The organism is Microbacterium sp. CIAB417, assembly GCF_022788845.1.
Map to the genome: position 1 here is coordinate 573,240 of NZ_JAHZUT010000003.1, position 24,328 is coordinate 597,567.

Genomic DNA, 24,328 nt, shown 5'->3' on the forward strand with positions numbered 1-24,328 from the left:
TTCTCCAGGAATCGGCGGTGCGTCGGGCGGTTCAGTGCGCCAGGTCGAATCGGTCCGAGACCAGTTCGACGAGTTCGGCGGGCGGGTCTTCGTCCGCTCGCAGCAGCGGAGCGGTGACGATATCGGCGCCGGAGGCGGCGACGAGGTCGGCGAAGTAGCCGGGGGCGAGAAGGTAGGTGGCCACGACGACTCTGCCGCCGTGCGCACGGGCTTCGGCCACGGCGTCGGTCAATCGAGGCGCCGCGGCGGATACGAATCCGACGCCGACCGGCACGCCGAGTGCGGCAGCCAACGCTTCGCCCACCGTCATGCAGTCGGCGGTGGCCCTGGCATCCGACGAACCGGCCGCGGCCAGGACGACGCGGGTATCCGTGTCGACGCACACCACTCCGGCCTCGGACAGGCGCCGCATGAGCACCGTGACCAGGCGCGGGTCCGGGCCCAGTGCGCGGGTGACCCGCGCATCGAGCCCCGTGGCGGATGCAGCTTCGGCGAGATCGACATGGACGTGGTAGCCGGCGGAGAGCAGGAGGGGCACGATGACGGCGCCGCTGTGCGGATCCTGCGTCGCAAGGACGCTGGGAACGTCGGGCTCCTGGACATCGACGAAGCTCTCGTGGACCGCGAGCTCCGGCCGCGCACGGGCGACGGCTGCGACGAGGGATGCGACGGCGCGTCGACCCTCGGGATCAGAGGTGCCGTGCGACGCCGCGATGAGCGAGTGGGAGGCGGCGACCTCTACCCAGCCGTCCGTCTCGCGTACCCGCCACACCGGGAGTCGGAGTTCGCCGGGGCGGGTGAGGCATTCGCCCGTCTCGAGGTCGTAGACATCCTTGTGAAGCGGAGACGCGAGCGTCGTGCGTGTCCCGCGCGACCCGACGATGCCTCGCGACATGACCGAGGCGCCGGTGACGGGGTCGGCGTTTCCGACTGCCAGGATGCGCTCGTCGGGCAACCGGAACACCGCCACCTGGCTGCGTCCCACGAGTGCAGCCTCGCCCCAGAGCGGTTCGAGATCGTCGCGCCGGCAGATGCGCGTCCACACGGCGGGCCGGAGCTGGTCGCGTCTCGCGGTCGCGGTGCTGTCGACGAGAGTCATGAGCAGGAGGCTAGGCAGCCCATGTTTCGCCGTCGACGTGCGATGGTGTCCGCGCCGTAACGTCTCTCTCACCACCCGCTTTCGGTGCTGTGAGAACCGCGTCACACGGTGTTACGCAGGGGCAACAGGCGCGGAACCGGTGCTGCGTAGCGTGGGCGCTTCCAGATCAGGGATCGACATCCGGGAGCGTTCGATGAGCAAGACACGCCGCATCGTCGTGGTCGGCGGCGGGCCCGCCGCGCATCGCGTGACCACGAATCTCCTCGACGGGGCGGTCGCGTCCGGGGTCGACATCCGCGTGACGGTGTTCGCGGAAGAGGCGCACACGCCGTATGACCGCGTGGCACTCAGTCGGCGGATCGACGACGTGACCGCCGACCTGACCCTTGCTCCGCAGCTGTGGGAAAGGGAGGAGGTCGAGCTTCGCCTCGGGGAGCGCGTGGAGGCGATCGATGTCGCATCCCGGACGGTGTCCAGCCCATCCGGCGTCATGGAGTACGACGAACTCGTGCTCGCAACGGGCTCGGATGCGGCCGTCCCTGACATCGAGAACGCGCATCTGGCGCGCGTGTACCGGACGCTGGACGACGTCGCGGGCCTCGTGGACGAGATCACCGCGTTCCCCGCTCAGCACGGTCGTCCGGCGAACGTGGTCGTGGTCGGGGGTGGGCTGTTGGGCCTGGAGGCCGCGGGCGGTGCTGCCCGACTCGGTGCTCGCGCCGCCGTCGTTCATTCCGGTGCGTGGCTCATGTCGGCGCAACTCGACGAAGGCGCCGGTGAAGCGCTGGGGCGGCTCATCCGGCAGGCGCAGATCGCGTTGCACCTGGGCCGGCGTCCGACCCGCCTCCTCGCGGGCCCGTCCGGTCGTGTCCTGGGCGTCGAACTCACCGACGGCACTGCCGTCAGCGCCGACATCGTGGTCTTCTCCATCGGCATCCGTGCGCGCGACGAACTCGCACGCCGGGGCGGCCTTCGGCTCGGCGAACGCGGCGGCGTGCACGTCGACGACACCTGCGCGACGAGTGACCCCCACATCTGGGCGGTCGGAGAGGTTGCGGCCGTGCACGGCGGGTCCTGCGTCGGCCTGGTCGCGCCCGCCAACGCGATGGCGGATGTGGTTGCCGACCGCATCCTCGGCGGAGACGCGCGTTTTCCGGGCGCGGACGACGCGACCAAGCTCAAGCTCGCGGGCGTGGATGTCGCGAGCTTCGGCGATGCGAGGGGCGAGTCCGACGGCGCGCTCAGCGTGGTCTATGCCGACCCGGCACGCGGGCTCTACCAGAAGGTGGTCGTCGCCGACGACGGTAAGACTCTTCTCGGCGGGATCTTCGTGGGGGACGCGAGCCCGTACTCGTCGCTGCGGCCCCTCCTCGGCCGTGAGCTGGGTGCTGAGCCGAGCGGCTTCCTCTCCGGTCTGGGCCAGGTCGCCCCTGTCGGCACGAGCCTGCCGGACGACGCGCAGCTCTGCTCGTGCAACAACGTCTCGGTCGGCGCGGTGCGCCACGCGGTCCAGGACGGCTGCGTGGATCTCGGCGAGTTGAAGGCGTGTACCCGCGCCGGGACGCAGTGCGGTTCGTGCGTTCCGCTGGTGAAGAAGATCTTGGAGACCGAGCTCGAAGCGGCCGGCGTCGAGGTCTCCCGCGCGCTGTGCGAGCACTTCTCACTGAGCCGCGCGGAACTCTTCGAGTCCGTGCGGGTGCTGGGACTGACCAGCGCGGCCGCGATCTATGAGAGGTTCGGAACAGGACTCGGCTGCGACATCTGCAAGCCGGTAGTCGCCTCCGTCCTCGCCACCCAGACGAACGCCTACATCCTCGACGGCGGGCAGGGGCCGCTGCAGGACACGAACGACCGTGCCCTGGCGAACATGCAGCGCGACGGCACCTACTCGGTCGTGCCGCGCATCCCCGGCGGTGAGATCACGCCCCAGAAGCTCAAGGTCATCGCAGAGGTGGCCGAGCAGTTCGGTCTGTACACGAAGATCACGGGCGGACAGCGCATCGACATGTTCGGTGCGCGACTGGAGCAGCTGCCGGAGATCTGGCGGATCCTCGTGGATGCCGGGATGGAATCGGGGCAGGCGTACGGCAAGTCGCTGCGCACCGTGAAGTCGTGCGTCGGCTCGACGTGGTGCCGGTACGGCGTGCAGGACTCCGTCGGCATGGCGGTGTACCTCGAAGAGCGCTACCGGGGACTGCGTTCTCCGCACAAGTTCAAGCTGGGCGTCTCCGGATGCGCGCGGGAGTGTGCCGAGGCGCGCGGGAAGGACATCGGCGTCATCGCAACCGACAACGGGTGGAACCTCTACGTCGGCGGGAACGGCGGGTATCAGCCCGTTCACGCCGAACTGCTGGCGGGTGACCTCGACGACGAGACGCTCGTGCGCTACATCGACCGCTACATCATGTACTACGTCCGCACGGCCGAGCGTCTGCAGCGCACGGCGCGGTGGCAGGAGGAACTGCCCGGTGGGCTCGATCACGTGCGCGAGGTCGTCGTCGAAGATTCGCTCGGCATTGCCGACGAGCTCGAGCAGGCCATGGCCCGGCACGTGGGCACCTACCGCGACGAGTGGCGGGAGACGCTGGCGGACCCGGAGCGTCTGCGCCGGTTCCGGTCCTTCGTGAACGCGCCGACGACCGCAGACCCCGCCATCCGGAAGGTTCGCGAGCGCGACCAGGAGCGGCCCGCCTTCCCGCACGAGCGGGTGATGATCGCAGGACCCGTCCTTCCGGTGAGAGAGCAGGTGACATCGTGATCATGCACGCACGTCTGGACGTGAGCGACCGCGAGATCCTGGTCGTCGGCGGGGAGCTGGCAGTGCGCCGCGCCGTCGCACGGTACGCGGCGGCCGGTGCGCGCGTCTCCCGTTGCGAGCCGCAGGACGTCGAGGCGCGGCTGCACGCCGCGCTCCTGGACGGGGACGGTGTCCCCGAGCTCATCTCGTGGATGGAGGGCGCGCCGGAGCAACGCGCACGGGTCGCGTCGCTGGCGAGGCGACACCGCATCCAGCTTCTCGAGGACGACCCGCTGCCGCCCGCCGGTCGAGGCCACGTCTGGCTCGTCGGCGGGGGACCGGGCGATGCGGAGCTCATGACCGTGGCGGGCCTGCGCGCGCTGGCGGATGCGGATGTGGTGCTGCACGACCGTCTGGGCCCCGCGCATGTCATCGCGGAGTACGCGCCGGGAGCGATGATCGTCGACGTGGGCAAGACCCCCGGGCACCACGCCGTGCCGCAGGAGGAGATCAACGCCCTGATCGTCGCGCACGCGGCGAAGGGCATGCGGGTCGTCCGCCTGAAAGGGGGAGACCCGTTCGTGTTCGGGCGCGGCGGTGAGGAGTTGCGCGCGTGCCGGGATGCGGGTGTGCCGGTGACGGTCGTGCCCGGTGTGACGAGCGCGATCTCCGTGCCCGCGGCGGCGGGGATCCCCGTCACTCATCGCGAGGTCGCGCGTGCGTTCACCGTCGTCTCCGGGCATGCCCCTTTCGCCGAGGCCCAGCTCGCCCACCTGGCGGGCCTGAACGGGACTCTGGTGGTGCTCATGGGCGTCGGAACCCTGCCCCACCTGGTCGCCGGACTTCGGCGCCACGGGATGCGCGCCGACATGCCGCTCGCCATCCTGGAGAAGGCGTTCAGTGCCGAGCAGCGTGCGACGATCTCGACGGTGGGCGAGATCGTGCCGATCCTCGGCACGGTGAAGCCGGCCTCGCCCGCGGTCATCGTCGTCGGGGAGGTCGTGACCGCCCTCGGCGACGCGGGGTTCGAACCGGCAACGGCCGCCGTGCACAATAGGTGGGCGCCTCACGCGATGCTGGACGCACTCGACGCCCCCGCGCACTGACCCACGCAAGGAGGGAACGGATGGACTCCGTCGACGCATCCGCCGCCGTCGGATTCCGGCCGGATCAACTTCTCGGCTTCCGTGTCGGCGTGACCTCGGACCGCCGCTCGGAGGATCTGATAGCGGCGTTGGAGCGGCGCGGGGCGGAGGTGCTGCACGCGCCCACGATCCGGATGGCGACAGCATCCGACGATGCAGAGGTGGTCGAGGAGACGCGGGCGGTGATCGCGGGCCGCCCCGACTATCTGCTGGCGACCACCTCGTACGGCATGCGCCGCTGGACCGAGGCGGCGGATGCGGCAGGGCTGGGGGAGGACCTCGTCGACGTGCTCGAGAACGCCCGCATCCTGGTCCGCGGACCGAAGGCGCGCGGAGCCGTTCGTGCCATCGGCCTCGACGACGAGGGCATGAGCGAGCGCGAGACCACCGCGTCGCTCGTCGATCTCGTCCTGCGCCACGATGTGCAAGGAGCGACGATCGCCGTCCAGCTGCACGGCTACACCGATCCCGCGCAGCTCGCGCGCCTGGATGCGGCCGGAGCACGCGTGTTGGCGGTCGCGCCGTATCGCTGGACTGCGCACGAGGATCAGGCCAAGGTCACGCGCCTCATCGACGCGATTTGCTCGGGCGGCCTCGATGCGGTGACCTTCACGAGCGCGCCGGCGGTGGAGGCGCTTCTGGCGGCGGCCGATGCGGGTGGGCGGCGAGCCGATGTGGAGGCCGCCTTCCGCAGCGACGTGACGGCGGCGGCCGTCGGGCCGGTGACCGCGGCGCCGCTCGTCGAGTCCGGGATCCTCCCGATCGTTCCGGATCGCTTCCGGATGGGGGCGCTGATCCGTCTGGTGTGCGAACACCTCGAGTCGGCGGGCGTGCTCCGCGCCGAGACCGAGGCCGGTCCGGTGGAACTGCGCGGCCGGATGGTGAGTGTGGCCGGCCAGCGGGCCGCCTTGAGTCCGGTGTCGCGCTCTCTCTTCCGGGCGCTCATGCTCGCGGACGGGGCCACCGTGTCGCGCGAGGAGCTGTCCGACATCGCTCCGGAGCCGCTGGATGCGCATGCGGTGGACGTGGCGATCAGTCGCTTGCGTCAGGCGCTGCCGGATGCCCGCGTCGTGGCGACCGTGGTCAAGCGCGGATTCCGCATCGCCGTTCCGCTCTGATCCGCGTCAGGGACAGTGCATGATCGGCTTCGGGCCGGACCGGTCGAACGTGTGCGCCGACATGGCGGCGCCGCACAACGGGCACGGGCGTTCGGTGCGCACCGGCTCGGGCGTCGTCTCGTAGGGGCCCACGGATGCCGGACCCGCCGCGCGGATCAGGGTGCGGTTGATCCAGGCGTACCAACCGCCTGCCTCGCGCACGCGCTCTCGCAGCGGTGGACGCGGATTCTTGTGTGCCATAACCATTAGTGTACTAACTAATCTGTAGGATGGTGCGATGACCGACGATCTGCTCCGGCTCGAGAACCAGCTCTGTTTCGCTCTGGTGACGGCCGCCCGCAATGTCGTCGCCATCTACCGACCCGTCCTGGAACCGCTCGGCCTCACGCACCCGCAGTACCTCGTGTTGCTCGCCCTGTGGGAGCGATCGCCGCGCACCCTGGGGGAGCTGGCGGAAGAGTTGGCGATGGAACCGGCCACCCTGTCGCCGCTGCTGAAGCGGCTCGAGGCGCAGGGGAGAGTCACCCGTGCTCGTCGCGCCGACGACGAGCGCGTGCTGGAGATCGGTCTCACCGATGCCGGCAGCCAGCTCCGTGAGGCGGCGCTTCGTGTGCCGCAGCAGATCATGGACCGCGTGGGCATGGACGCTTCTCAGATCGCGGCGTTGCGCGACGGGCTCGCGCCCTTCGCCGGCCGACGCCCCGAGCTCTGACCGCGCCCGTACACGATCGTGCGCTCTCGGCGAAGCACGGAGCCCGTGTCCGTGGCCCTGCCTAGACTTGCGTGGTGCCCATCTCGCCTGTCTCCGAACTCGCCCACGATGCCGGAACTCTCAGTGTCCGTGGCGCCCGGGTCCACAACCTGCGCGGCGTCGATCTCGACATCCCCCGCGACTGCCTCGTCGTCTTCACGGGTCTCTCCGGATCCGGAAAGTCGAGTCTCGCCTTCGACACGATCTTCGCCGAGGGGCAGCGCCGCTACGTCGAGTCGCTGAGCTCGTACGCGCGCCAGTTCCTCGGGCAGGTCGACCGTCCCGACGTGGACTTCATCGAAGGGCTGAGCCCCGCGGTGTCCATCGACCAGAAGTCCACCAACCGCAACCCGCGCTCCACGGTCGGCACGATCACGGAGATCCACGACTACATGCGCCTGCTGTGGGCGCGTATCGGGGTGCCGCACTGCCCCGAGTGCGGAGAGGTCATCCAGCGTCAGACGGTCCAGCAGATCGCCGATCAGCTGATGACGCTGCCCGAGCGCACGCGCTACCAGATCGTGGCCCCCGTGGTCACGCAGAAGAAGGGGGAGTTCGTCGACCTCTTCAAGGAGCTCAGCGCGAAGGGCTACGCGCGTGCCGTGGTCGACGGCGAGCTCATCCAGCTGTCCGAGCCGCCGACGCTGAAGAAGAGCTACAAGCACGACATCGCCGTCGTCGTCGACCGGCTCGTCGCCAGCGCCGACATCCTCTCGCGCGTCACCGACTCGGTCGAGACGGCGCTCGGTCTCGCCGGCGGCGTCATGCAGGTGAACTTCGTCGACGAAGAGGGCGACGACGCGTGGCAGAACTACAGCGAGAAGCTCTCGTGCCCGAACGGTCATCCACTCCAGCTCACCGAGATCGAGCCGCGCACGTTCTCGTTCAACGCTCCGTTCGGCGCGTGCCCGACGTGCTCCGGCCTCGGCACGCGGATGTCGGTCGATGTCGAACTGATGCTCGGCGATGAGGACCTCTCGATCCGCGAGGGCGTCCTGGTGCCGTGGACGACGCAGGGCAAGGGTCTGTTCCAGTACTACGAGCGCCTGCTCGAGGGGCTCTCCTCCGACCTGGGTTTCTCGCTCGACACGCCCTGGCGCAAGCTGCCGCAGGACGTCAAGGACGCGGTGCTGCACGGCGACAACTTCAAGGTCTCGGTCAAGTGGAAGAACCGCTACGGCCGCGAGATGCGTTACACCTCCGGGTTCGAGGGTGTCGTTCCCTACATCGAGCGTCAGTACCAGCAGGCCGAGTCCGACAGCGCCCGTCAGCGGTGGGGCGAATACCTCCGCGAGGTGCCGTGCCCGGTGTGCGACGGCACGCGCCTGAAGCCCGAAGTGCTCGCGGTGAAGGTGCACGGTCACTCGATCGCGGACGCGTCGAGCCTCAGCCTCATCGACGCGCAGGGCTTCTTCGACGGCCTCGAGCTGACCGACCGCGAGGCGAAGATCGCGGCGGCCGTGCTGCGCGAGATCCGCGCGCGGCTGAACTTCCTCATCCAGGTCGGGCTCACGTATCTCAGCCTGTCCCGGGCCGCAGGCTCTCTCTCGGGTGGCGAGGCGCAGCGCATCCGGCTCGCGACGCAGATCGGTTCCGGCCTCACGGGCGTGCTCTACGTGCTCGACGAGCCCTCGATCGGGCTCCATCAGCGCGACAACCGGCGGCTCATCGAGACGTTGCTGGCGCTCAAGAACCTCGGCAACACGCTCATCGTGGTCGAGCACGACGAAGAGACCATTCAGGCTGCGGACTGGATCGTCGACATCGGCCCGCGCGCGGGCGTCGAGGGTGGGCGCGTGGTGCACTCCGGCACCTACCCGCAGCTGCTCGAGGAGCCCGAGTCGCTCACCGCCGCATATCTCTCCGGCCGACGCGCCATCGCGGTGCCGGCCAAGCGCCGCAAGATCGACAAGAAGCGCCAGATCTCGGTCGTCGGCGCGCGTGAGAACAACCTCAAGAACGTCACCGCGACCTTCCCGCTGGGCGTGCTGACGGCCGTGACAGGGGTCAGTGGGTCCGGTAAGTCCTCTCTCGTGAACGGCATCCTCTACGAGGTGCTCGCGTCGCGGCTGAACGGCGCACGTCGTGTTCCCGGCAAGCACACGCGGGTGACGGGCCTGGAGAACCTCGACAAGGTCGTGCACGTCGATCAGGCTCCGATCGGTCGCACGCCGCGGTCGAACCCCGCGACCTACACGGGTGTGTTCGACCGCATTCGCACGCTCTTCGCCGAGACCCTCGAGGCCAAGGCGCGCGGCTACCAGGCCGGGCGGTTCAGCTTCAACGTCAAGGGCGGGCGCTGCGAGGCGTGCTCGGGTGACGGCACGATCAAGATCGAGATGAACTTCCTCCCCGACGTGTACGTCGACTGCGAGGTCTGCCACGGTCAGCGCTACAACCGTGACACGCTCACCGTGCACTACAAGGGCAAGAACATCGCCGAGGTCCTGCAGATGCCGATCGCCGAGGCCGCGGAGTTCTTCGAGCCGATCCAGGCCATCCACCGCTACCTCAAGACGCTCGTCGATGTGGGCCTCGGCTACGTCCGTCTCGGACAGTCCGCCACGACGCTGTCCGGCGGCGAGGCGCAGCGCGTGAAGCTCGCGACCGAGCTACAGCGACGCTCGAACGGGCGCAGCATCTACGTGCTCGACGAGCCGACGACGGGTCTGCACTTCGAGGACGTGAGCCGGCTTCTCGAGGTGCTGAACAGCCTGGTCGACAAGGGCAACACCGTCATCGTGATCGAGCACAACCTCGACGTGATCAAGTCCGCCGACTGGGTGATCGACCTCGGACCCGAGGGCGGTTCGGGCGGTGGAATGATCGTCGCGACCGGCACGCCGGAGCAGGTCGCTCAGGTCCCCGAGAGCCACACCGGCGCGTTCCTCGCGGAGGTGCTGGGCGTCGCCGAGCAGCGCAAGGCCGGCTGAACGTGCTGCCGTACCGGCCCAAACAGGGGGAGATCCCCACCAGCCCGGGGGTCTATCGCTTCCGTGACGCCGAGGGCCGCATCCTCTACGTCGGCAAGGCGAAGAACCTGCGGGCGCGGCTGTCGAACTACTTCGCTCCGCTGCACACGCTGCACGAGCGCACGCGCCGGATGGTGACGACAGCGACCTCGGTCGAGTGGACGGTCGTCGGCAGCGACGTCGAGGCGTTGCAGCTGGAGTACATGTGGATCCAGGAGTTCTCGCCGGCCTTCAACGTGCGCTACAAGGACGACAAGTCCTACCCGTACATGGCGATCACTCTGGCGGACGAGGCACCGCGGGTCATCGTCACGCGCAATCGGCGGATAAAGGGAGCGAAGTACTTCGGCCCGTATCCGAAGGTGTGGGCCGTGCACGACGTCATCGACCTGATGATCAAGGTGTTCCCGATCCGTACGTGCTCCGACGCGTCGTACAAGAAGGCGATGGCGACAGGACGCCCGTGCTTCCCCGGACAGATCGGCCGCTGCGGCGGTCCGTGTTCGATGAAGGTCACGATCGAGGAGCACCGCGCGATCGTCGACGACTTCATCGCCTTCATGGCCGGCGGCGACCAACGCTTCGCCAGGGCTCTGACGGCGCGGATGAGGGAGGCCGCCGCGGCGATGGACTACGAGGCGGCCGCCGGCTACCGCGACAAGCTGCAGGCGATCGAAGCGGTGCTCGGCAAGAGCGCGCTCGTGCTCTCCGATGACACGGATGCGGATCTGTTCGGCATCGCCGAAGACGAGCTGGCGGCCGCGGTGCAGCACTTCGTGGTGCGCGGCGGTCGTGTCCGCGGGGTGCGCGCGACCACGATCGAGAAGGAGATCGACATCTCCGGCGCCGAGCTCGTGGACCAGGTGCTCCAGCGCACCTACGGGGATGCGGCGGCCGCCGACATCCCGAAGCAGGTGCTCGTGCCCGCCCTTCCGGACGATGTGACCGAGCTCGAGCAGTGGTTGCGCGACAAGCGCGGAAAGAACGTCACGATCCAGGTCGCCCAACGCGGCGGCAAGGCCGATCTCATGCGCACCGCCACCCTCAACGCGCAGCAGGCGCTGATGCTGCACAAGACCCGGCGCACGAGCGATTACGTCGCCCGCACGCAAGCCTTGACCGACCTCCAGGAAGCGCTGGGGCTCGCGACGGCGCCGCTACGCATCGAGTGCTTCGATGTGTCACATCTGGCCGGGACCAACGTGGTCGCCTCGATGGTCGTGTTCGAGGACGGCCTGCCGCGCAAGGACCAGTACCGGTCCTTCTCGGTCGCGGAGACGACGGACGACACCGACTCGCTGTACCAGGTCCTCACTCGTCGCCTCGCTCACCTCGACCGGCCGGAGGACGCCGACGATGTCGAGGTCGCCGCCGCGGCGATCGATCCCGAGCAGGCGGCCGCCGAGGGCGAGGTGGCGACCGTGCGCAAGCGTCCGAGGTTCGCCTACCCGCCCCAGCTGCTGATCGTGGACGGCGGCCAGCCCCAGGTCGCGGCGGCCGCACGTGCGCTGGAGGAATCCGGCCACACCGAGATCGCGCTGTGCGGTATCGCCAAAAGACTGGAGGAGATCTGGCTGCCGGGGGAGGAGTACCCCGTGATCCTGCCCCGTACCTCCGAGGCGCTGTATCTGGTTCAGCGCCTGCGCGACGAGGCGCACCGGTTCGCGATCACGCATCAGCGCAAGCGCCGGCGCCGAGACATCTCCAGCGTGCTGGAAGAAGTGCCGGGCCTCGGCGCCGCGCGCATCCGTGCTCTGCTGCGTCACTTCGGCTCGGTCACCGCATTGCGTGGTGCGACCGTGGAGCAGATCGCCGAGCTCCCCGGCATCGGGCCGAAGCTGGCGACGGCCGTGCATGAGCACCTGACGAGTCGATAGTCTGGGCGAGGCGGACAGGGGAGAGGGATGACGGACCCGGACACGGCGAACACCGGCGAGGTGCTGATCGTCACCGGCATGTCGGGCGCGGGACGCTCGACCGTGGCCAACGCCCTCGAGGACCTCGATTGGTACGTGGTCGACAATCTCCCGCCCCAGATGCTGCGTCCGCTGCTCGAGCTCTCGGAACTCGCCGGCGGGGCGGTACCCCGCGTAGCCGTCGTCGTCGACGTGCGAGGTCGTGAGCTGTTCGGCCGCGTGCCCGAGATCGCCGACGCCCTTCGCGCGCATCGACGCCTGCGCATCGTGTTCCTCGACGCCAGCGACGAGGTGCTGGTGCGGCGGTTCGAGGCGGTTCGACGACCGCATCCGTTGCAGAGCACGGGGACGATCATCGACGGCATCCATCGGGAACGTCAGCGCCTGGCTCCGCTGCGCGAGAGCGCCGATCTCATCATCGACACCTCGTCGTACAACATCCACCAGCTCACCACCCGAGTCGCGGAGTTGTTCTCCGCCGAGGGAAGCCCGCTGCACACCGTCTCGGTGATGAGCTTCGGCTTCAAGTACGGACTCCCGGTGGATGCGGATCTCGTCGCCGACATGCGCTTCCTGCCGAATCCCTATTGGACGGACGAGTTGCGTCCGCTCACAGGCGAAGACGAGGCGGTGCGTGAGTTCGTCCTCTCGCAGCCAGGGGCGCGCGAGTTCCTGGACGCGTACACGACGGCATTGGCGCCCGTCATCGCCGGCTACCAGCGGGAGAACAAGCGGCACTCGATCATCGCGATCGGTTGCACCGGTGGTAAGCACCGTTCGGTCGTCATGGCGCGGGAGATCGCTGCACGATTGTCCGAGATGCCGGATGTGGCCGTGGGCGTCACACATCGGGACCTGGGTCGAGAGTAGGCTGGAACGTCGTCCCGTTCCCCATTCCCACAAGGAGTACCGTGCCGCTGACCGCCGATGTGAAGGCCGAACTGATCGCCGGTCGCGATCCGCGTCCGAGCGCCCGAGTGGCCGAGTTGACCGCTATCCTGCGGTTCGCCGGTGGACTTCACGCAATCGCGGGGCGCGTCGCCGTGGAGGCCGAGGTCGATTCCGAGGCTCTCGCCCGACGTGTGGCCCGCGAACTGGTCGACCTGTACGGGGTGCGGCCCGAGCTCGCGCACGTGCAGGGCACCTCGGGCCGTCCGGGCACCACATACGCGGTACGTGTGATCGAGGGTGGGGAGACGCTTGCCCGCCAGACGGGCCTGCTCGATCAGCGTCGCCGGCAGGTGCGCGGTCTGCCGAACCGACTGACGACCGGTGCTCGGCACGATCTCGCCGCCATCTGGCGCGGGGCCTTCCTCGCCGCCGGAAGCCTCAGCGACCCCGGCCGCTCGGCGGCCCTGGAGATCGCGTGCCCCTCCGGTGAGGCCGCGATGGCCCTGGTCGGTGCCGCCCACCGCATCGGGATCGCTGCCAAGGCGCGAGAGGTGCGCGGGCTTCCGCGTGTCGTCGTCCGAGAAGGAGACGCGATCCGTGCCGTGCTGCACGAGATGGGTGCGCGACGCGCCGCCCAGGAGTGGGAGCAGCTGCGCCAACGCCGCGAGGTCCGTGCGGGAGTCAACCGCCTCGTGAACTTCGACGACGCCAACCTCCGTCGCTCCGCGCAGGCAGCCGTCGCGGCGTGCGCGCGCGTGGAACGCGCGCTGGAGATCCTGGGCGACACCGTCCCCGAACACCTGCGGGCCGCGGGGGAGCTCCGTCTCGCGCACCGTGATGCGAGCCTGGACGAGCTCGGGCACCACGCCGACCCGCCGTTGACGAAGGACGCCGTGGCCGGCCGCATCCGTCGACTGCTCGCGATGGCTGACAAGAAGGCGGAGACCGAGGGCCTGCCGGACACGGAGTCCGCCGTGCCCGCCGCCGCCAAGGAGTAGCCACCGCCGTCTGGGACACGTCATCCGAGGAATCAACCCCTGCCCCGCTCGGTTGTGCCTCAGTAGGATGAAGGCGTCATCCCCGCATCGCCGAGGCGTTCGGCGCTGCGCCCGACAGGAGGAAGAGAACATGGCGAAGTACACGCTGCCCGAGCTCCCTTACGACTATGCCGCGCTCGAGCCCAGCATCAGCGCGACGATCATGGAGCTGCACCACAGCAAGCATCACCAGGCCTACGTCACGGGCGCGAACACCGCGCTCGAGCAGCTGGCGGAGGCCCGCGACAGCGGAAACCTCGCGAACGTGAACAAGCTCGAGAAGGACCTCGCGTTCAACCTGGGCGGTCACACCAACCACTCGATCTTCTGGACGAACCTCTCGCCCAATGGCGGCGACAAGCCGACCGGCGAGCTCGAGGCCGCCATCGACGACCATTTCGGTTCGTTCGACAAGTTCCAGGCCCACTTCACCGCCGCCGCTCTCGGCGTGCAGGGCTCCGGCTGGGCGGGTCTGTTCTGGGACTCGATCGGTGAGAACCTCATCATTCAGCAGTTCTTCGACCAGCAGTCGCAGTTCGCCGCCGGCAGCGTTCCGCTGCTGTTGCTGGATGTCTGGGAGCACGCGTACTACCTCGACTACAAGAACGTCCGCGCCGACTATGTGACGGCGTTCTGGAACATCGCCGACTGGTCCAACGTCCAGTCCCGCTTTGTTACGGCGCGAGAGAAGACGGCAGGCCTGCTGGTAGGGTCATGATCAGGTGAGGATGCCTCGGAGCCCTCGCCGTGCGGGGGCTCCGGCATCCCCTCTCCGAGTCGATGCGCACCCACGCACGGCTCACCCCGGGAGGACAACCCGGGATGGAAAAGGCGCTGCGGCGCGACGAGAAAACGGGAGACACCGTGTCTGTCAAGATCGGCATCAACGGCTTCGGCCGCATCGGACGCAACTACCTGCGCGCAGCGCTCGCGCAGGGTGCGGACCTCGACATCGTGGCGGTGAACGACCTCACCGACAACAAGACCCTGGCCCACCTGCTCAAGTACGACTCCATCACGGGGCGTCTGGACGCGGAGGTCACGTACGACGAGGACTCGATCACCGTCGGTGGTCACAAGATCAAGGTGCTCGCCGAGCGCGACCCCGCCAACCTCCCCTGGGGCGAGCTGGGCGTCGACATCGTCATCGAGTCCACTGGCCGCTTCACGAAGGCCGAGGACGCGAAGAAGCACATCGCCGGCGGTGCGAAGAAGGTCCTCATCTCGGCCCCCGCGACCGGTGACGACGTCACCATCGTCATGGGCGTCAACGAGGGCGACTACAACCCCGAGACCGACGTCATCATCTCGAACGCGTCGTGCACCACGAACTGCCTCGCCCCGCTGGCGAAGGTGTTCAACGACAACTTCGGCATCGAGCGCGGTCTCATGACGACGGTCCACGCCTACACGGCCGACCAGAACCTCCAGGACGGCCCCCACAGCGACCTGCGTCGCGCGCGTGCCGCCGCGATCAACATCGTTCCCACCTCCACCGGTGCCGCCAAGGCCATCGGCCTGGTCCTGCCGGAGCTCAAGGGCAAGCTCGACGGCTTCGCGCTGCGCGTGCCCGTGCCCACCGGCTCCATCACCGACCTCACGGTCGAGGCGTCGCGCGAGGTCACCATCGACGAGATCAAGGCCGCGTACAAGGCTGCTGCCGAGGGTCCCCTCAAGGGCATCCTGAAGTACACCGAGGACGAGATCGTCTCCAGCGACATCGTCACCGACCCGCACTCGTCGATCTTCGACGCAGGTCTGCTGCGCGTCATCGGCAACCAGGTGAAGCTCTCGAGCTGGTACGACAACGAGTGGGGCTACTCCAACCGTCTCGTCGACCTGACCGAGTACGTCGCCGAGCGTCTCTGATCCACACCATGGCACTGCGCACCCTCGATTCGCTGGGGTCGCTCGCAGGCCGCCGCGTCGTCGTCCGTGCTGACCTCAACGTTCCTCTCAAGGACGGGGTCATCACGGACGACGGTCGCGTGCGGGCTACGCTGCCGACCCTCAACGCCCTGATCAACCAGGGCGCCCGCGTCGTCGTCTGTTCCCACCTGGGACGTCCCGACGGCGAACCCAATCCGAAGTACAGCCTCGAGCCTGTCGCGCAGCGACTGTCCGAGCTGCTCGGCAAGCCCGTCGCCTTCGCACGCGACACCGTGGGTGTCTCGGCACAGGAGGCTGTCGCCTCGCTCGAGGACGGCGACGTCGCGATCATCGAGAACCTCCGCTTCAACCCGGGGGAGACGTCGAAGGATGCGGACGAGCGTCGCGCCTTCGCCCAGGAGCTCGCGGCTCTCGGCGACGCCCTCGTCTCCGACGGGTTCGGTGTCGTGCACCGCAAGCAGGCCAGCGTCTATGAGCTCGCCGAGCTCCTGCCCTCGGCTGCGGGCCTGCTCATCGAGAAGGAGGTCGATGTCCTCGACCGCCTGACCGAGAACCCCGAGCGGCCCTACGCGGTCGTGCTCGGTGGCTCGAAGGTGAGCGACAAGCTCGGCGTGATCGAGCACCTCCTGCCTCGCGTGGACACGCTCCTGGTCGGCGGCGGCATGATGTTCACGTTCCTCGCCGCTCTCGGTCACAAGGTGGGTGCGAGCCTGCTCGAGAAGGATCAGATCGACACGGTCAAGGGCTACCTGGCTGCTGCCGAGGAGCGCGGTGTGAAGATCGTTCTCCCCGTGGACGCCGTCGTGGCTGCATCCTTCTCGGCGGACGCGGAGCACGTGGTCGCCGCAGTCGATGCCCTGGAGGACACCCCGTTCGGTGCGTCGGGTCTGGGTCTGGACATCGGTCCGGAGACGGCGAAGACCTTCGCGGCGGCGATCGCGGCGAGCAAGACCGTGTTCTGGAACGGCCCGATGGGCGTGTTCGAGATGGCCGCGTTCGCCGACGGCACCCGCGCGGTCGCGAAGGCACTGACCGAGGTCGACGGCCTTTCGGTCGTCGGCGGGGGAGACTCCGCCGCGGCCGTGCGTCAGCTCGGCTTCCGTGACGACCAGTTCGGCCACATCTCCACCGGTGGTGGCGCCAGCCTCGAATTCCTCGAGGGTAAGAAGCTTCCCGGACTGGAGGTCCTCGGATGGCAGTGACGCGTACCCCGCTCATCGCGGGAAACTGGAAGATGAACCTCGACCACCTGCAGGCGGTCGCGCTCGTCCAGAAGCTGTACTGGACGCTGAAGGACGCGAAGCACGACGAGGACAGCGTGGAGGTCGCGGTCTTCCCGCCGTTCACCGACCTGCGCACGGTTCAGACGTTGATCGACGCCGACAAGATCCCGTTCGCCCTGGGCGCGCAGGACCTGTCGACGCACGACTCCGGCGCCTACACCGGTGAGATCTCCGGCGCGTTTCTGGCGAAGCTCGATGCGAAGTACGTGATCATCGGTCACTCCGAGCGTCGTGAGTACCACAACGAGACGGACGAGGTCGTCGCGGCCAAGGTTCAGGCGGCTCTGCGCCACGGTCTGAGCCCGGTCATCTGCGTGGGCGAGACCGCGGAGGATCTGGAGCAGTTCGGTGCGAGCGCCGTCCCCGTCGGCCAGCTGCGTGTCGCCCTCGAGGGCGTCTCGGCCGATGCCGACGTGGTCGTCGCGTACGAGCCCGTCTGGGCCATCGGATCCGGCCAAGCGGCCACGCCCGAGCAGGCGCAGGATGTGTGCGCGACGCTTCGCGGCGTCGTCGCCGAGGTACTGGGCGAGGATGCCGCCGCGCGCACCCGCGTTCTGTACGGCGGTTCCGTCAAGTCCGGCAACATCGCGACGTTCATGCGCCAGCCCGACGTGGACGGCGCGCTCGTGGGCGGTGCCAGCCTGGTCGCCGAGGAGTTCGCGGCGATCATCCGCTACCAGAAGCACGTCGGCGTCTGATCTCGGCCGTGAGACGGGGCTCGGCCCCGTCTCACGGCTCCGGCCGGCCGGTTGGCTATACTTGTTCCTTGTGCGATCTCGGGATCGCCAAGAAGGGTGACGAACACAGTGCAGATCCTCGAGTTCGTGCTCCAGGTGCTTCTCGGCATCACGAGCCTGCTGCTGACGCTGCTGATCCTGCTCCACAAGGGGCGCGGCGGTGGCCTGTCCGACATGTTCGGCGGCGGCATGAGTTCGTCGCTGGGCTCTTCGGGCCTGGCCGAGCGCAACCTGAACCGGTTCACGATCGTTCTGGCGCTCGTCTGGTTCATCTCGATCGTGGCCCTTGGCCTGGTCACCAAGTTCACCGGGCTGGTCTGATCATGGCCACCGGGGGGAACGCGATCCGGGGTACCCGCGTGGGTGCGGGGCCGATGGGGGAACAGGACCACGGTTACCACGCCGACCGCGTGGCGGTGTCGTACTGGGACGCGCTGGGCAATGAGACGGTGCGCTACTTCGCGGCCGGCATCGCCGAAGAGGAGATTCCGGAGACGATCGACTCGCCGCACTCCGGTCTTCCGGCGGGTCGCGATCAGGCGAACCCGCCTGCTCTGGCCAAGCCCGAGCCGTACAAGACACACCTCGCGTACGTGAAGGAGCGTCGCACGGACGACGAGGCCGAACAGCTCCTCGATGAGGCGCTGCACAAGCTGCGTGAGCGTCGCGGTCAGGACTGATCCACCGCGTTCACGAGAAGAGCCCCGGTCGATGACCGGGGCTCTTCCATGTCTCAGTAGTCGCTGTCGATGAGCTCGACGGGGACCTTCGCGGCGGCCGCCTCGTCGACGAAGAAGACCGTTCGCTTACGTCCCTTCGCGCCGGCCGCAGGAACGCTCTGGTAGCTGGCGCCTGCGAGTGCGAGTCCGAGCACGGACGCCTTGTCGGGACCGACGAGGACCAGCCACACGCGCTTGGCGGAGTTGATCACGGGTCGGGTGACCGTGATCCGCTCCGGAGGCGGCTTCGGTGCGTCGCGAACGGCCAGCGCCGCGCGGTCCGTCACCTGGATCTCGCCACGATCCGGAAAGAGCGAGGCGATGTGCGCATCCGGCCCGACCCCGAGGAAGCAGACGTCGAACGACGGCCACGCGCCCACGCTCGGATCCGCGAAGCGGGCGAGCTCAGCTTCGTAGGCGGCGGCCGCATCCTCGATGCTGAGTCCGTCGTCGCTGGCCGCCATGGTGTGCACGTTCTCCGCCGGCACCGGAATGCGATCGAGCAGAGCGGTGAACGCCTCGGCATCGTTACGATCCTCTGATCCCCGCGGCACGAAACGCTCATCGCTCCACCAGAAGTGGACGAGGGACCAGTCCACCTCGTGACACCGCGGGTTTTCGGCGACGGCGGCGAGAACACGCCCACCCATTGACCCTCCGGTCAACGAGATGTGGGTCAGCTTCCCCTCCACGACGCGCTTCGCAATCCGGCTCAGCAGGCGACGGGCCACAGCGCGGGCGATCCGGTCGGGGTCCGAGCGGACGACGACCTGCTTCTCGGTGGCCTCGGGCATCATGCTCCTCGTATCAGTGCTCGATGAGGGCACTGCCCTCGGTGACGACGCGACCGTACAGCAGATCGGCATCCAGGCGTCGCAGCTCCTCGGCCAGGCATTCGCGCAGCGACCGCCGCGGGAATGCCAGTTCGTGGCTCGGCTGTCCCGGCTGGGTCAGCACGGCCGTCAGCGCATCGGGGCGTTCGAGCACGATGTCACCGCTGGCGCGTGTGAGCCGGACGGACTTGATGCCGCTCGCCCATTCCTCACTATCGAGATAGCGCCAGGTCACGTCCACCTTCAGCTGCAGACGGAGCCAGGCGGCCAGCAGGGGCGTGGACGGCGAATCGCCGCCCCCGAGGACCTCCACGGCTGTGATCGGCTCGTACGGAGGCTGATCCAGGACGGCGGCGAGCTGCTCGCGCCAGCGCGTCAGCCGCGTCCAGGCGAGATCGGTGTCGCCGGGCGCGTAATGTCCGCCGAGGTTGAGCACCCACTCGTGCGGGTCGCTCTGCATCGCGGCGTCCGTGATGCGGCGCTGAGCGATCTTGCCGATGTCGGAACGCGAGGGAACCTCGGGGGTGTCCGCGGGCCACCACGCGACGACGGGCGCATCGGGAAGGAGCAGACCAGTCACCAGGCTCTCGGCGTTCGAGCCCGCGGGCCCGTGCGCGTGCAGCAGGATGACCTCGCTCGCACCGGCGTCGCCGCCGACGCGGATTTCCGCATCCAGGCGCGGCTCCGCCTTCGGGTTGTCGAGCATGAGCACGATGACGCGCATGGGGTGCTCGCGGGATGCATCGTTCGCGGCCTCGATCGCCTCCTCCTCGATGCCGCGGCGCGTGGCGATGATGAGCGTCAGGACACGACCCAGGGCGACCGCCCCGCCCTCCTCGCGAACGTTGACCAGGGCGCGGGAGATCTTGCTGACGGTGGTGTCGGGCAGATCGATGATCACGGGCGCCTCCAGGTGCGACCATCGCGGGCGAGGAGCTCGTCCGCGGACTGCGGTCCCCACGAACCGGGGGAGTACTGTTCGAGCGGGCCGGACTGCTCCGACCAGAACTTCTCGATCGGGTCGAGGATCTTCCAGCTGAGCTCCACCTCTTCGTGGCGGGGGAACAGCGGCGGATCTCCCAGGAGCACATCGAGGATCAGCCGCTCGTAGGCTTCGGGACTCGCCTCGGTGAATGCGTGACCGTATCCGAAGTCCATCGTGACGTCGCGCACCTGCATGTCGGCGCCCGGCACCTTGGATCCGAAACGGATCGTGACGCCCTCGTCCGGCTGGACGCGGATCACGAGCGCATTCTGCCCGAGACCGTCGGTCTGGCTGCGGCCGAAGAGATGCTCGGGTGCGCGCTTGAACACCACGGCGATCTCGGTCACGCGGCGGCCGAGTCGCTTTCCGGCGCGCAGGTAGAAGGGGACTCCTGCCCATCGGCGGGTGTTGATGTCGAGCTTGATGGCCGCGTAGGTCTCGGTCGTCGATTCGGCGGCCATGCCATCCTCTTCGAGGAAGCCGAGCACCTTCTCGCCGCCCTGCCAGCCGCCGGCGTACTGCCCGCGAGCGGTCGCCGTGGACAGATCGTCGGGCAGTGTGACCGCCGCCAGCACCTTCTCCTTCTCGGCGCGCAGCTGCGCAGCATCGAAGGTGATCGGCTCCTCCATCGCTGTCAGAGCCAGGAGCTGCAGCAGGTGGTTCTGGATGACGTCGCGCGCCGCGCCGATCCCGTCGTAGTACCCGGCTCGCCCGCCCACGCCGATGTCCTCGGCCATGGTGATCTGCACGTGATCGACGTAGTTGCGGTTCCAGATGGGCTCGTACAGCTCATTGGCGAAGCGCAGCGCCAGGATGTTCTGGACCGTCTCCTTGCCCAGGTAGTGGTCGATGCGGAAGATCGAGTCCGCCGGGAAGGCGGAGCGCACGACGTCGTTCAGTTCGCGCGCCGACTCGAGGTCGTGCCCGAAGGGCTTCTCGATGACGACACGGCGCCAGCGATCTGCGCCGTCGGCGGTGTCGTCCACGAGGCCGGATGCCTTGAGCTGTTCGGCGACGATCGGGAAGTCACGCGGCGGGATCGACAGGTAGTACGCGTGGTTTCCCATCGTGCCGCGTTCGACGTCGAGCTTCTCGACGGTCTCGCGAAGCCGACGGAACGCGTCGAGGTCGTCGAACTGTCCCTGCACGAAGCGGATGCCCTGGAGCAGCTGCTCCCAGGTCTCGTCACGGAACTCGGTGCGGGCGTACTGCTTCACCGCGTCGCGCACGACCTCGGCGAAGTCCTCGTCCTCCCAGTCTCGGCGGGCGAACCCGACCAGCCCGAAGCCGGGCGGCAGGAGGCCGCGGTTGGCGAGGTCGTAGACCGCGGGCATGAGCTTCTTGCGCGAAAGGTCACCTGTCACACCGAAGATCACGAGCGCGCTGGGGCCCGCGATCCGGCTCAGGCGTCGGTCATCCGGGTCGCGGAGGGGGTTGTGCCCCCGCGAGATCTCGGCAGTCATCGAGAATCTGTCTCCTACTGGGCGGCGTCGAACAGCGCGAGCACATCGGCCTGCGCGTCGACGAGGGTGAGCGTGACGACCGGGCGCGCGTGCTCGTCGGCCAACACGGATGCGTCACCGGCGGCCTGCGCGGCGATCAGTTCGCCGAAAGTGAAGGGGCGATCGGGGATGGCCAGATCCGTCTGCGGGTGCTGCAGGATCTGCAGGAACACGCCGTCGGCGGGACCCCCCTTGTGGTACTGACCGGTCGAATGCAGGAACCGCGGACCCCACCCGAAGGTGGTGGGGCGACCGGAGTCGGCGGCGACGAGCTCTCGCAGCCCCTCGAGCGGGGCGAGCTCTCGCCGGTCCACGTAGGCCTGCAGAGCCACGTACCCGTTCTCGGGGATGCGGGCCCAGAGCGCGTCGAGCACCCCGCTCAACGTGCCGCTCACCGCAAGAGACGGGTCGGACACGCGGACCTCGATGCCGTCCTGCACGAAGGCGGCGGGGGTGGGCGCGGGGCGGTCGTCGAGGAGTGCCCGCGCGGCGACCTTCGCCGCCTCGACGTCAGGCTGGTCGAACGGGTTGATCTGGAGCATCCGCCCGGCGATCGCCGTCGCGTACTCCCAGACGACGAACTGCGCGCCCAGGGAACCTGCGACGAGGATCTCGCCGTGGTGGTGCTCGAACAGGTGATCGTGCCGCACGTTGTCGACCAGGCGCAGCAGCTGCAGGTCGGCGGGAGTCTTCTCGACTTCCGGGGAGACGGGCAGCAGGACTACGGGGAGGATGCCGGTGCCGTCCTTCCCCGTGGACTCCGCGACGAGCTGCTCGATCCATCCCGGCAGCCCGACGATGTGCGTGCCGTCGGTGACGAGACCGAGCTTGTCCTTGCGGGAAGCACCACCACCGGCGATGGCCGCCGCGAGGACCAGCGCGGGGTTGCGCGGGTCGTCGATGGCGACCTCGAGCAGCGTCGCTTCCGCCTCGTCGAGGAGCTCGTCGATGTCGACGCCCGCGAGGCCCGCGGGGACGAGCCCGAATGCGGTCAGCGCGGAGTAGCGTCCGCCGACGGTGGGGTCAGCGGTGAACAGACGGTAGCCGTCGGCGTCCGCAGACGCTGCGAGCGGTGACCCGGGGTCGGTGACGACGACGATGCGACTCGCCGGGTCGATGCCCGCCGCGCGGTAGGCCGCCTCGAAGGCGCGCTTGGCGGAGTCCGTCTCGATCGTGGATCCCGACTTCGACGAGACGACAAGCGCCGTCTGCGCGAGACCGCCCGCTTCGGCGTCGCCGCCGATGGCGGCCGCGACCTCGCCGGGTGCGGTGGAGTCCAAGACCACCAGCGGCACCCCCGCCGTCGCGGCGATCACTTCGGGAGCGAGGGACGATCCGCCCATCCCGGCCAGCACGATGCGCGTGACGCCGTCGGCGCGCAGGACCTCGCGAAGCGTCACGATCTCCTCGACCAGCGGTCGCGACACGCTGACGGCCTGGACCCAGCCGAGACGCTCGGCGGCATCCGCGGCGGCGCCCGGACCCCAGAGGTCCGGGTCGCCGGCCGTGATGCCGGAGGCGATCAGCGAGTCGACGAGAGCGGGGAGCTCCGCCTCGACCACGTCGCGGACGTCGCCGCTGACGTGGATATCGAAGCTCATCGCGCAGCCTTGAGCGCCGTCTCCACCGTCTCCTGCAGCTCGTGCCAGGACACGATGAACTTCTCGACGCCCTCGTCCTCCAGCGTCTGGGTGACGTCGGCGAAGTCGACGCCGACAGCGGCGAGCTGGTCGAAGAAGGCGTGGGCCGCCTCGATGTTTCCCGTGATGGTGTCGCCCTCGATGACGCCGTGGTCGAAGGTGGCCTCGAGCGTCTTCTCGGGCATCGTGTTCACGGTGCCCGCGGCGACGAGTTCGGTCACGTACAGGGTGTCGGGCAGGGCCGGGTCCTTGACTCCCGTGGAGGCCCAGAGCGGACGCTGCAGGTTCGCACCGGCCTCGAGCAGGGCTTGCGCGCGCGGGGAGCCGAACTCGCGCTCGAACAGCTCGTACGCGAGGCGCGCGTTGGCCAGGCCCGCCTGGGACAGCAGAGCGGTCGCCTCATCCGTGCCGATGGCCTTCAGACGCTTGTCCACCTCGGTGTCCACGCGCGAGACGAAGAACGACGCCACCGACTGCAGGCCGGAGATGTCGATGCCCGCGTCACGCGCCTTCTCGAGACCGGACAGGTACGCGTCGATGACGGCGGCGTAGCGCTCAAGGCTGAAGATGAGCGTCACGTTGACGGAGATGCCCGCGCCGATGACTTCGGTGATCGCCGGGAGCCCCGCCTTGGTCGCGGGGATCTTGATGAGCGCGTTGGGGCGGTCGACCTTGGCCCACAGCTCCTTGGCCTGCGCGACGGTCGCTGCCGTGTCGTGGGCGAGGTCGGGGGAGACCTCGATCGACACCCGCCCGTCGACACCGTTCGTGGCGTCGTAGACCGGCCGGAAGATGTCCGAGGCTGCCTGGACGTCGTCCGTCGTGATCTCGAAGATCGCCGTGTCGACATCCGCGCCGGCAGCGGCCAGGGTAGCGACCTGCTCGGCGTACGCCTCGCCCTTCGAGAGGGCACCGGCGAAGATCGTCGGGTTGGTGGTGACGCCGGAGACCGTGCGGTCAGAGATCAGCGCGCTGAGGTTGCCCGTCGTGATGCGCTCACGGGAGAGGTCGTCGAGCCAGATGCTGACGCCCGCTGCGGCGAGCTGTTCGGTTGGGGTGCTCATGTTCTTGCT

21 protein-coding genes are annotated in these 24,328 nt (G+C 68.7%); 14 read left to right on the forward strand and 7 right to left on the reverse strand.

All coding sequences use genetic code 11. The features are described 5' to 3' along the window. Nucleotides 1-31 precede the first annotated feature (31 nt). Nucleotides 32-1,099 carry a nitrite reductase small subunit NirD gene (gene nirD / locus KYX17_RS32320; protein WP_308220897.1) on the reverse strand — a complete coding sequence of 356 codons (1,068 nt, stop codon included), beginning with the start codon at nucleotides 1,097-1,099 and terminating at the stop codon, nucleotides 32-34. A 193-nt stretch (nucleotides 1,100-1,292) separates the two neighbouring features. Between nirD and nirB the strand changes: the two genes are divergently transcribed. From nirB to KYX17_RS15115, 3 genes are read left to right on the forward strand one after another with little or no spacing between them, the layout of a single operon-like run. Beyond that, a complete protein-coding gene (gene nirB / locus KYX17_RS15105) occupies nucleotides 1,293-3,857 on the forward strand; it encodes a nitrite reductase large subunit NirB (RefSeq protein WP_243227777.1) in 2,565 nt (854 codons plus the stop codon). Nucleotides 3,858-3,859: 2 nt separating this feature from the next. Beyond that, a complete protein-coding gene (gene cobA / locus KYX17_RS15110; RefSeq protein WP_243227778.1) occupies nucleotides 3,860-4,942 on the forward strand; it encodes a uroporphyrinogen-III C-methyltransferase in 1,083 nt (360 codons plus the stop codon). A 20-nt stretch (nucleotides 4,943-4,962) separates the two neighbouring features. Next, nucleotides 4,963-6,099, forward strand: a complete 1,137-nt coding sequence (locus tag KYX17_RS15115) for a uroporphyrinogen-III synthase (protein ID WP_243227779.1) — start codon at nucleotides 4,963-4,965, stop codon at nucleotides 6,097-6,099. Nucleotides 6,100-6,105: 6 nt separating this feature from the next. Here KYX17_RS15115 and KYX17_RS15120 read toward each other — a convergent pair whose 3' ends face one another. Further along, the gene (locus KYX17_RS15120) at nucleotides 6,106-6,339 is read right to left on the reverse strand and encodes a hypothetical protein (protein WP_243227780.1); all 234 of its coding nucleotides are present in this window, start codon (nucleotides 6,337-6,339) and stop codon (nucleotides 6,106-6,108) included. A 37-nt stretch (nucleotides 6,340-6,376) separates the two neighbouring features. Between KYX17_RS15120 and KYX17_RS15125 the strand changes: the two genes are divergently transcribed. From KYX17_RS15125 to KYX17_RS15175, 11 genes are all read left to right on the forward strand, one after another. Beyond that, the gene (locus tag KYX17_RS15125; protein WP_243227781.1) at nucleotides 6,377-6,811 is read left to right on the forward strand and encodes a MarR family winged helix-turn-helix transcriptional regulator; all 435 of its coding nucleotides are present in this window, start codon (nucleotides 6,377-6,379) and stop codon (nucleotides 6,809-6,811) included. Between the two features lie 74 nt (nucleotides 6,812-6,885). Then, entirely contained in the window at nucleotides 6,886-9,783 is a 2,898-nt protein-coding gene (gene uvrA / locus KYX17_RS15130; protein ID WP_374208953.1) for an excinuclease ABC subunit UvrA, read from the forward strand. After that, nucleotides 9,780-11,699: an excinuclease ABC subunit UvrC gene (gene uvrC, locus KYX17_RS15135; RefSeq protein WP_243228202.1), complete on the forward strand. Its 1,920-nt coding sequence runs from the start codon at nucleotides 9,780-9,782 to the stop codon at nucleotides 11,697-11,699. Before uvrA ends, uvrC begins: the two co-directional genes overlap by 4 nt. A gap of 27 nt (nucleotides 11,700-11,726) precedes the next feature. Beyond that, nucleotides 11,727-12,608: an RNase adapter RapZ gene (rapZ, locus tag KYX17_RS15140; RefSeq protein ID WP_243227783.1), complete on the forward strand. Its 882-nt coding sequence runs from the start codon at nucleotides 11,727-11,729 to the stop codon at nucleotides 12,606-12,608. A gap of 41 nt (nucleotides 12,609-12,649) precedes the next feature. After that, nucleotides 12,650-13,627, forward strand: a complete 978-nt coding sequence (whiA, locus tag KYX17_RS15145) for a DNA-binding protein WhiA (RefSeq protein ID WP_243227784.1) — start codon at nucleotides 12,650-12,652, stop codon at nucleotides 13,625-13,627. A 130-nt stretch (nucleotides 13,628-13,757) separates the two neighbouring features. Further along, nucleotides 13,758-14,384, forward strand: a complete 627-nt coding sequence (locus KYX17_RS15150; protein WP_243227785.1) for a superoxide dismutase — start codon at nucleotides 13,758-13,760, stop codon at nucleotides 14,382-14,384. Between the two features lie 146 nt (nucleotides 14,385-14,530). Further along, nucleotides 14,531-15,535 carry a type I glyceraldehyde-3-phosphate dehydrogenase gene (gene gap / locus KYX17_RS15155; protein ID WP_243227786.1) on the forward strand — a complete coding sequence of 335 codons (1,005 nt, stop codon included), beginning with the start codon at nucleotides 14,531-14,533 and terminating at the stop codon, nucleotides 15,533-15,535. Nucleotides 15,536-15,543: 8 nt separating this feature from the next. Beyond that, nucleotides 15,544-16,758, forward strand: coding sequence for a phosphoglycerate kinase (pgk, locus tag KYX17_RS15160; protein ID WP_243227787.1), 1,215 nt, complete (start codon nucleotides 15,544-15,546; stop codon nucleotides 16,756-16,758). Then, nucleotides 16,749-17,537, forward strand: a complete 789-nt coding sequence (gene tpiA / locus KYX17_RS15165; protein ID WP_243227788.1) for a triose-phosphate isomerase — start codon at nucleotides 16,749-16,751, stop codon at nucleotides 17,535-17,537. The genes pgk and tpiA overlap by 10 nt, the downstream gene beginning before the upstream one ends. Nucleotides 17,538-17,645: 108 nt before the next feature. Further along, entirely contained in the window at nucleotides 17,646-17,897 is a 252-nt protein-coding gene (gene secG / locus KYX17_RS15170) for a preprotein translocase subunit SecG (protein WP_137419120.1), read from the forward strand. A gap of 2 nt (nucleotides 17,898-17,899) precedes the next feature. Continuing rightward, entirely contained in the window at nucleotides 17,900-18,256 is a 357-nt protein-coding gene (locus tag KYX17_RS15175) for an RNA polymerase-binding protein RbpA (protein ID WP_243227789.1), read from the forward strand. A gap of 53 nt (nucleotides 18,257-18,309) precedes the next feature. Here the strand turns inward: KYX17_RS15175 and pgl are convergent, their stop codons facing one another. The 5 genes from pgl to tal are packed head-to-tail and all read right to left on the reverse strand — an operon-like array spanning nucleotide 18,310 to nucleotide 24,319. Continuing rightward, a complete protein-coding gene (gene pgl, locus KYX17_RS15180; protein WP_374208954.1) occupies nucleotides 18,310-19,092 on the reverse strand; it encodes a 6-phosphogluconolactonase in 783 nt (260 codons plus the stop codon). A 10-nt stretch (nucleotides 19,093-19,102) separates the two neighbouring features. Next, the gene (locus tag KYX17_RS15185) at nucleotides 19,103-20,029 is read right to left on the reverse strand and encodes a glucose-6-phosphate dehydrogenase assembly protein OpcA (RefSeq protein WP_243227791.1); all 927 of its coding nucleotides are present in this window, start codon (nucleotides 20,027-20,029) and stop codon (nucleotides 19,103-19,105) included. After that, a complete protein-coding gene (gene zwf, locus KYX17_RS15190) occupies nucleotides 20,026-21,576 on the reverse strand; it encodes a glucose-6-phosphate dehydrogenase (protein WP_243227792.1) in 1,551 nt (516 codons plus the stop codon). Before zwf ends, KYX17_RS15185 begins: the two co-directional genes overlap by 4 nt. A 14-nt stretch (nucleotides 21,577-21,590) precedes the next feature. Next, nucleotides 21,591-23,216 carry a glucose-6-phosphate isomerase gene (locus tag KYX17_RS15195; protein ID WP_243227793.1) on the reverse strand — a complete coding sequence of 542 codons (1,626 nt, stop codon included), beginning with the start codon at nucleotides 23,214-23,216 and terminating at the stop codon, nucleotides 21,591-21,593. After that, a complete protein-coding gene (tal, locus tag KYX17_RS15200) occupies nucleotides 23,213-24,319 on the reverse strand; it encodes a transaldolase (RefSeq protein WP_243227794.1) in 1,107 nt (368 codons plus the stop codon). Before tal ends, KYX17_RS15195 begins: the two co-directional genes overlap by 4 nt. Between the last annotated feature and the right edge of the window lie 9 nt (nucleotides 24,320-24,328).

Coding starts and splice junctions, on each gene's coding strand:
- nirD (WP_308220897.1), bottom strand. CDS start 1,099: ATGACTCTCGTCGACAGCACCGCGACCGCGAGACGCGACCAGCTCCGG.
- nirB (WP_243227777.1), top strand. CDS start 1,293: ATGAGCAAGACACGCCGCATCGTCGTGGTCGGCGGCGGGCCCGCCGCG.
- cobA (WP_243227778.1), top strand. CDS start 3,860: ATGCACGCACGTCTGGACGTGAGCGACCGCGAGATCCTGGTCGTCGGC.
- KYX17_RS15115 (WP_243227779.1), top strand. CDS start 4,963: ATGGACTCCGTCGACGCATCCGCCGCCGTCGGATTCCGGCCGGATCAA.
- KYX17_RS15120 (WP_243227780.1), bottom strand. CDS start 6,339: ATGGCACACAAGAATCCGCGTCCACCGCTGCGAGAGCGCGTGCGCGAG.
- KYX17_RS15125 (WP_243227781.1), top strand. CDS start 6,377: ATGACCGACGATCTGCTCCGGCTCGAGAACCAGCTCTGTTTCGCTCTG.
- rapZ (WP_243227783.1), top strand. CDS start 11,727: ATGACGGACCCGGACACGGCGAACACCGGCGAGGTGCTGATCGTCACC.
- KYX17_RS15150 (WP_243227785.1), top strand. CDS start 13,758: ATGGCGAAGTACACGCTGCCCGAGCTCCCTTACGACTATGCCGCGCTC.
- pgk (WP_243227787.1), top strand. CDS start 15,544: ATGGCACTGCGCACCCTCGATTCGCTGGGGTCGCTCGCAGGCCGCCGC.
- tpiA (WP_243227788.1), top strand. CDS start 16,749: ATGGCAGTGACGCGTACCCCGCTCATCGCGGGAAACTGGAAGATGAAC.
- KYX17_RS15175 (WP_243227789.1), top strand. CDS start 17,900: ATGGCCACCGGGGGGAACGCGATCCGGGGTACCCGCGTGGGTGCGGGG.
- pgl (WP_374208954.1), bottom strand. CDS start 19,092: ATGATGCCCGAGGCCACCGAGAAGCAGGTCGTCGTCCGCTCGGACCCC.
- zwf (WP_243227792.1), bottom strand. CDS start 21,576: ATGACTGCCGAGATCTCGCGGGGGCACAACCCCCTCCGCGACCCGGAT.
- KYX17_RS15195 (WP_243227793.1), bottom strand. CDS start 23,216: ATGAGCTTCGATATCCACGTCAGCGGCGACGTCCGCGACGTGGTCGAG.
- tal (WP_243227794.1), bottom strand. CDS start 24,319: ATGAGCACCCCAACCGAACAGCTCGCCGCAGCGGGCGTCAGCATCTGG.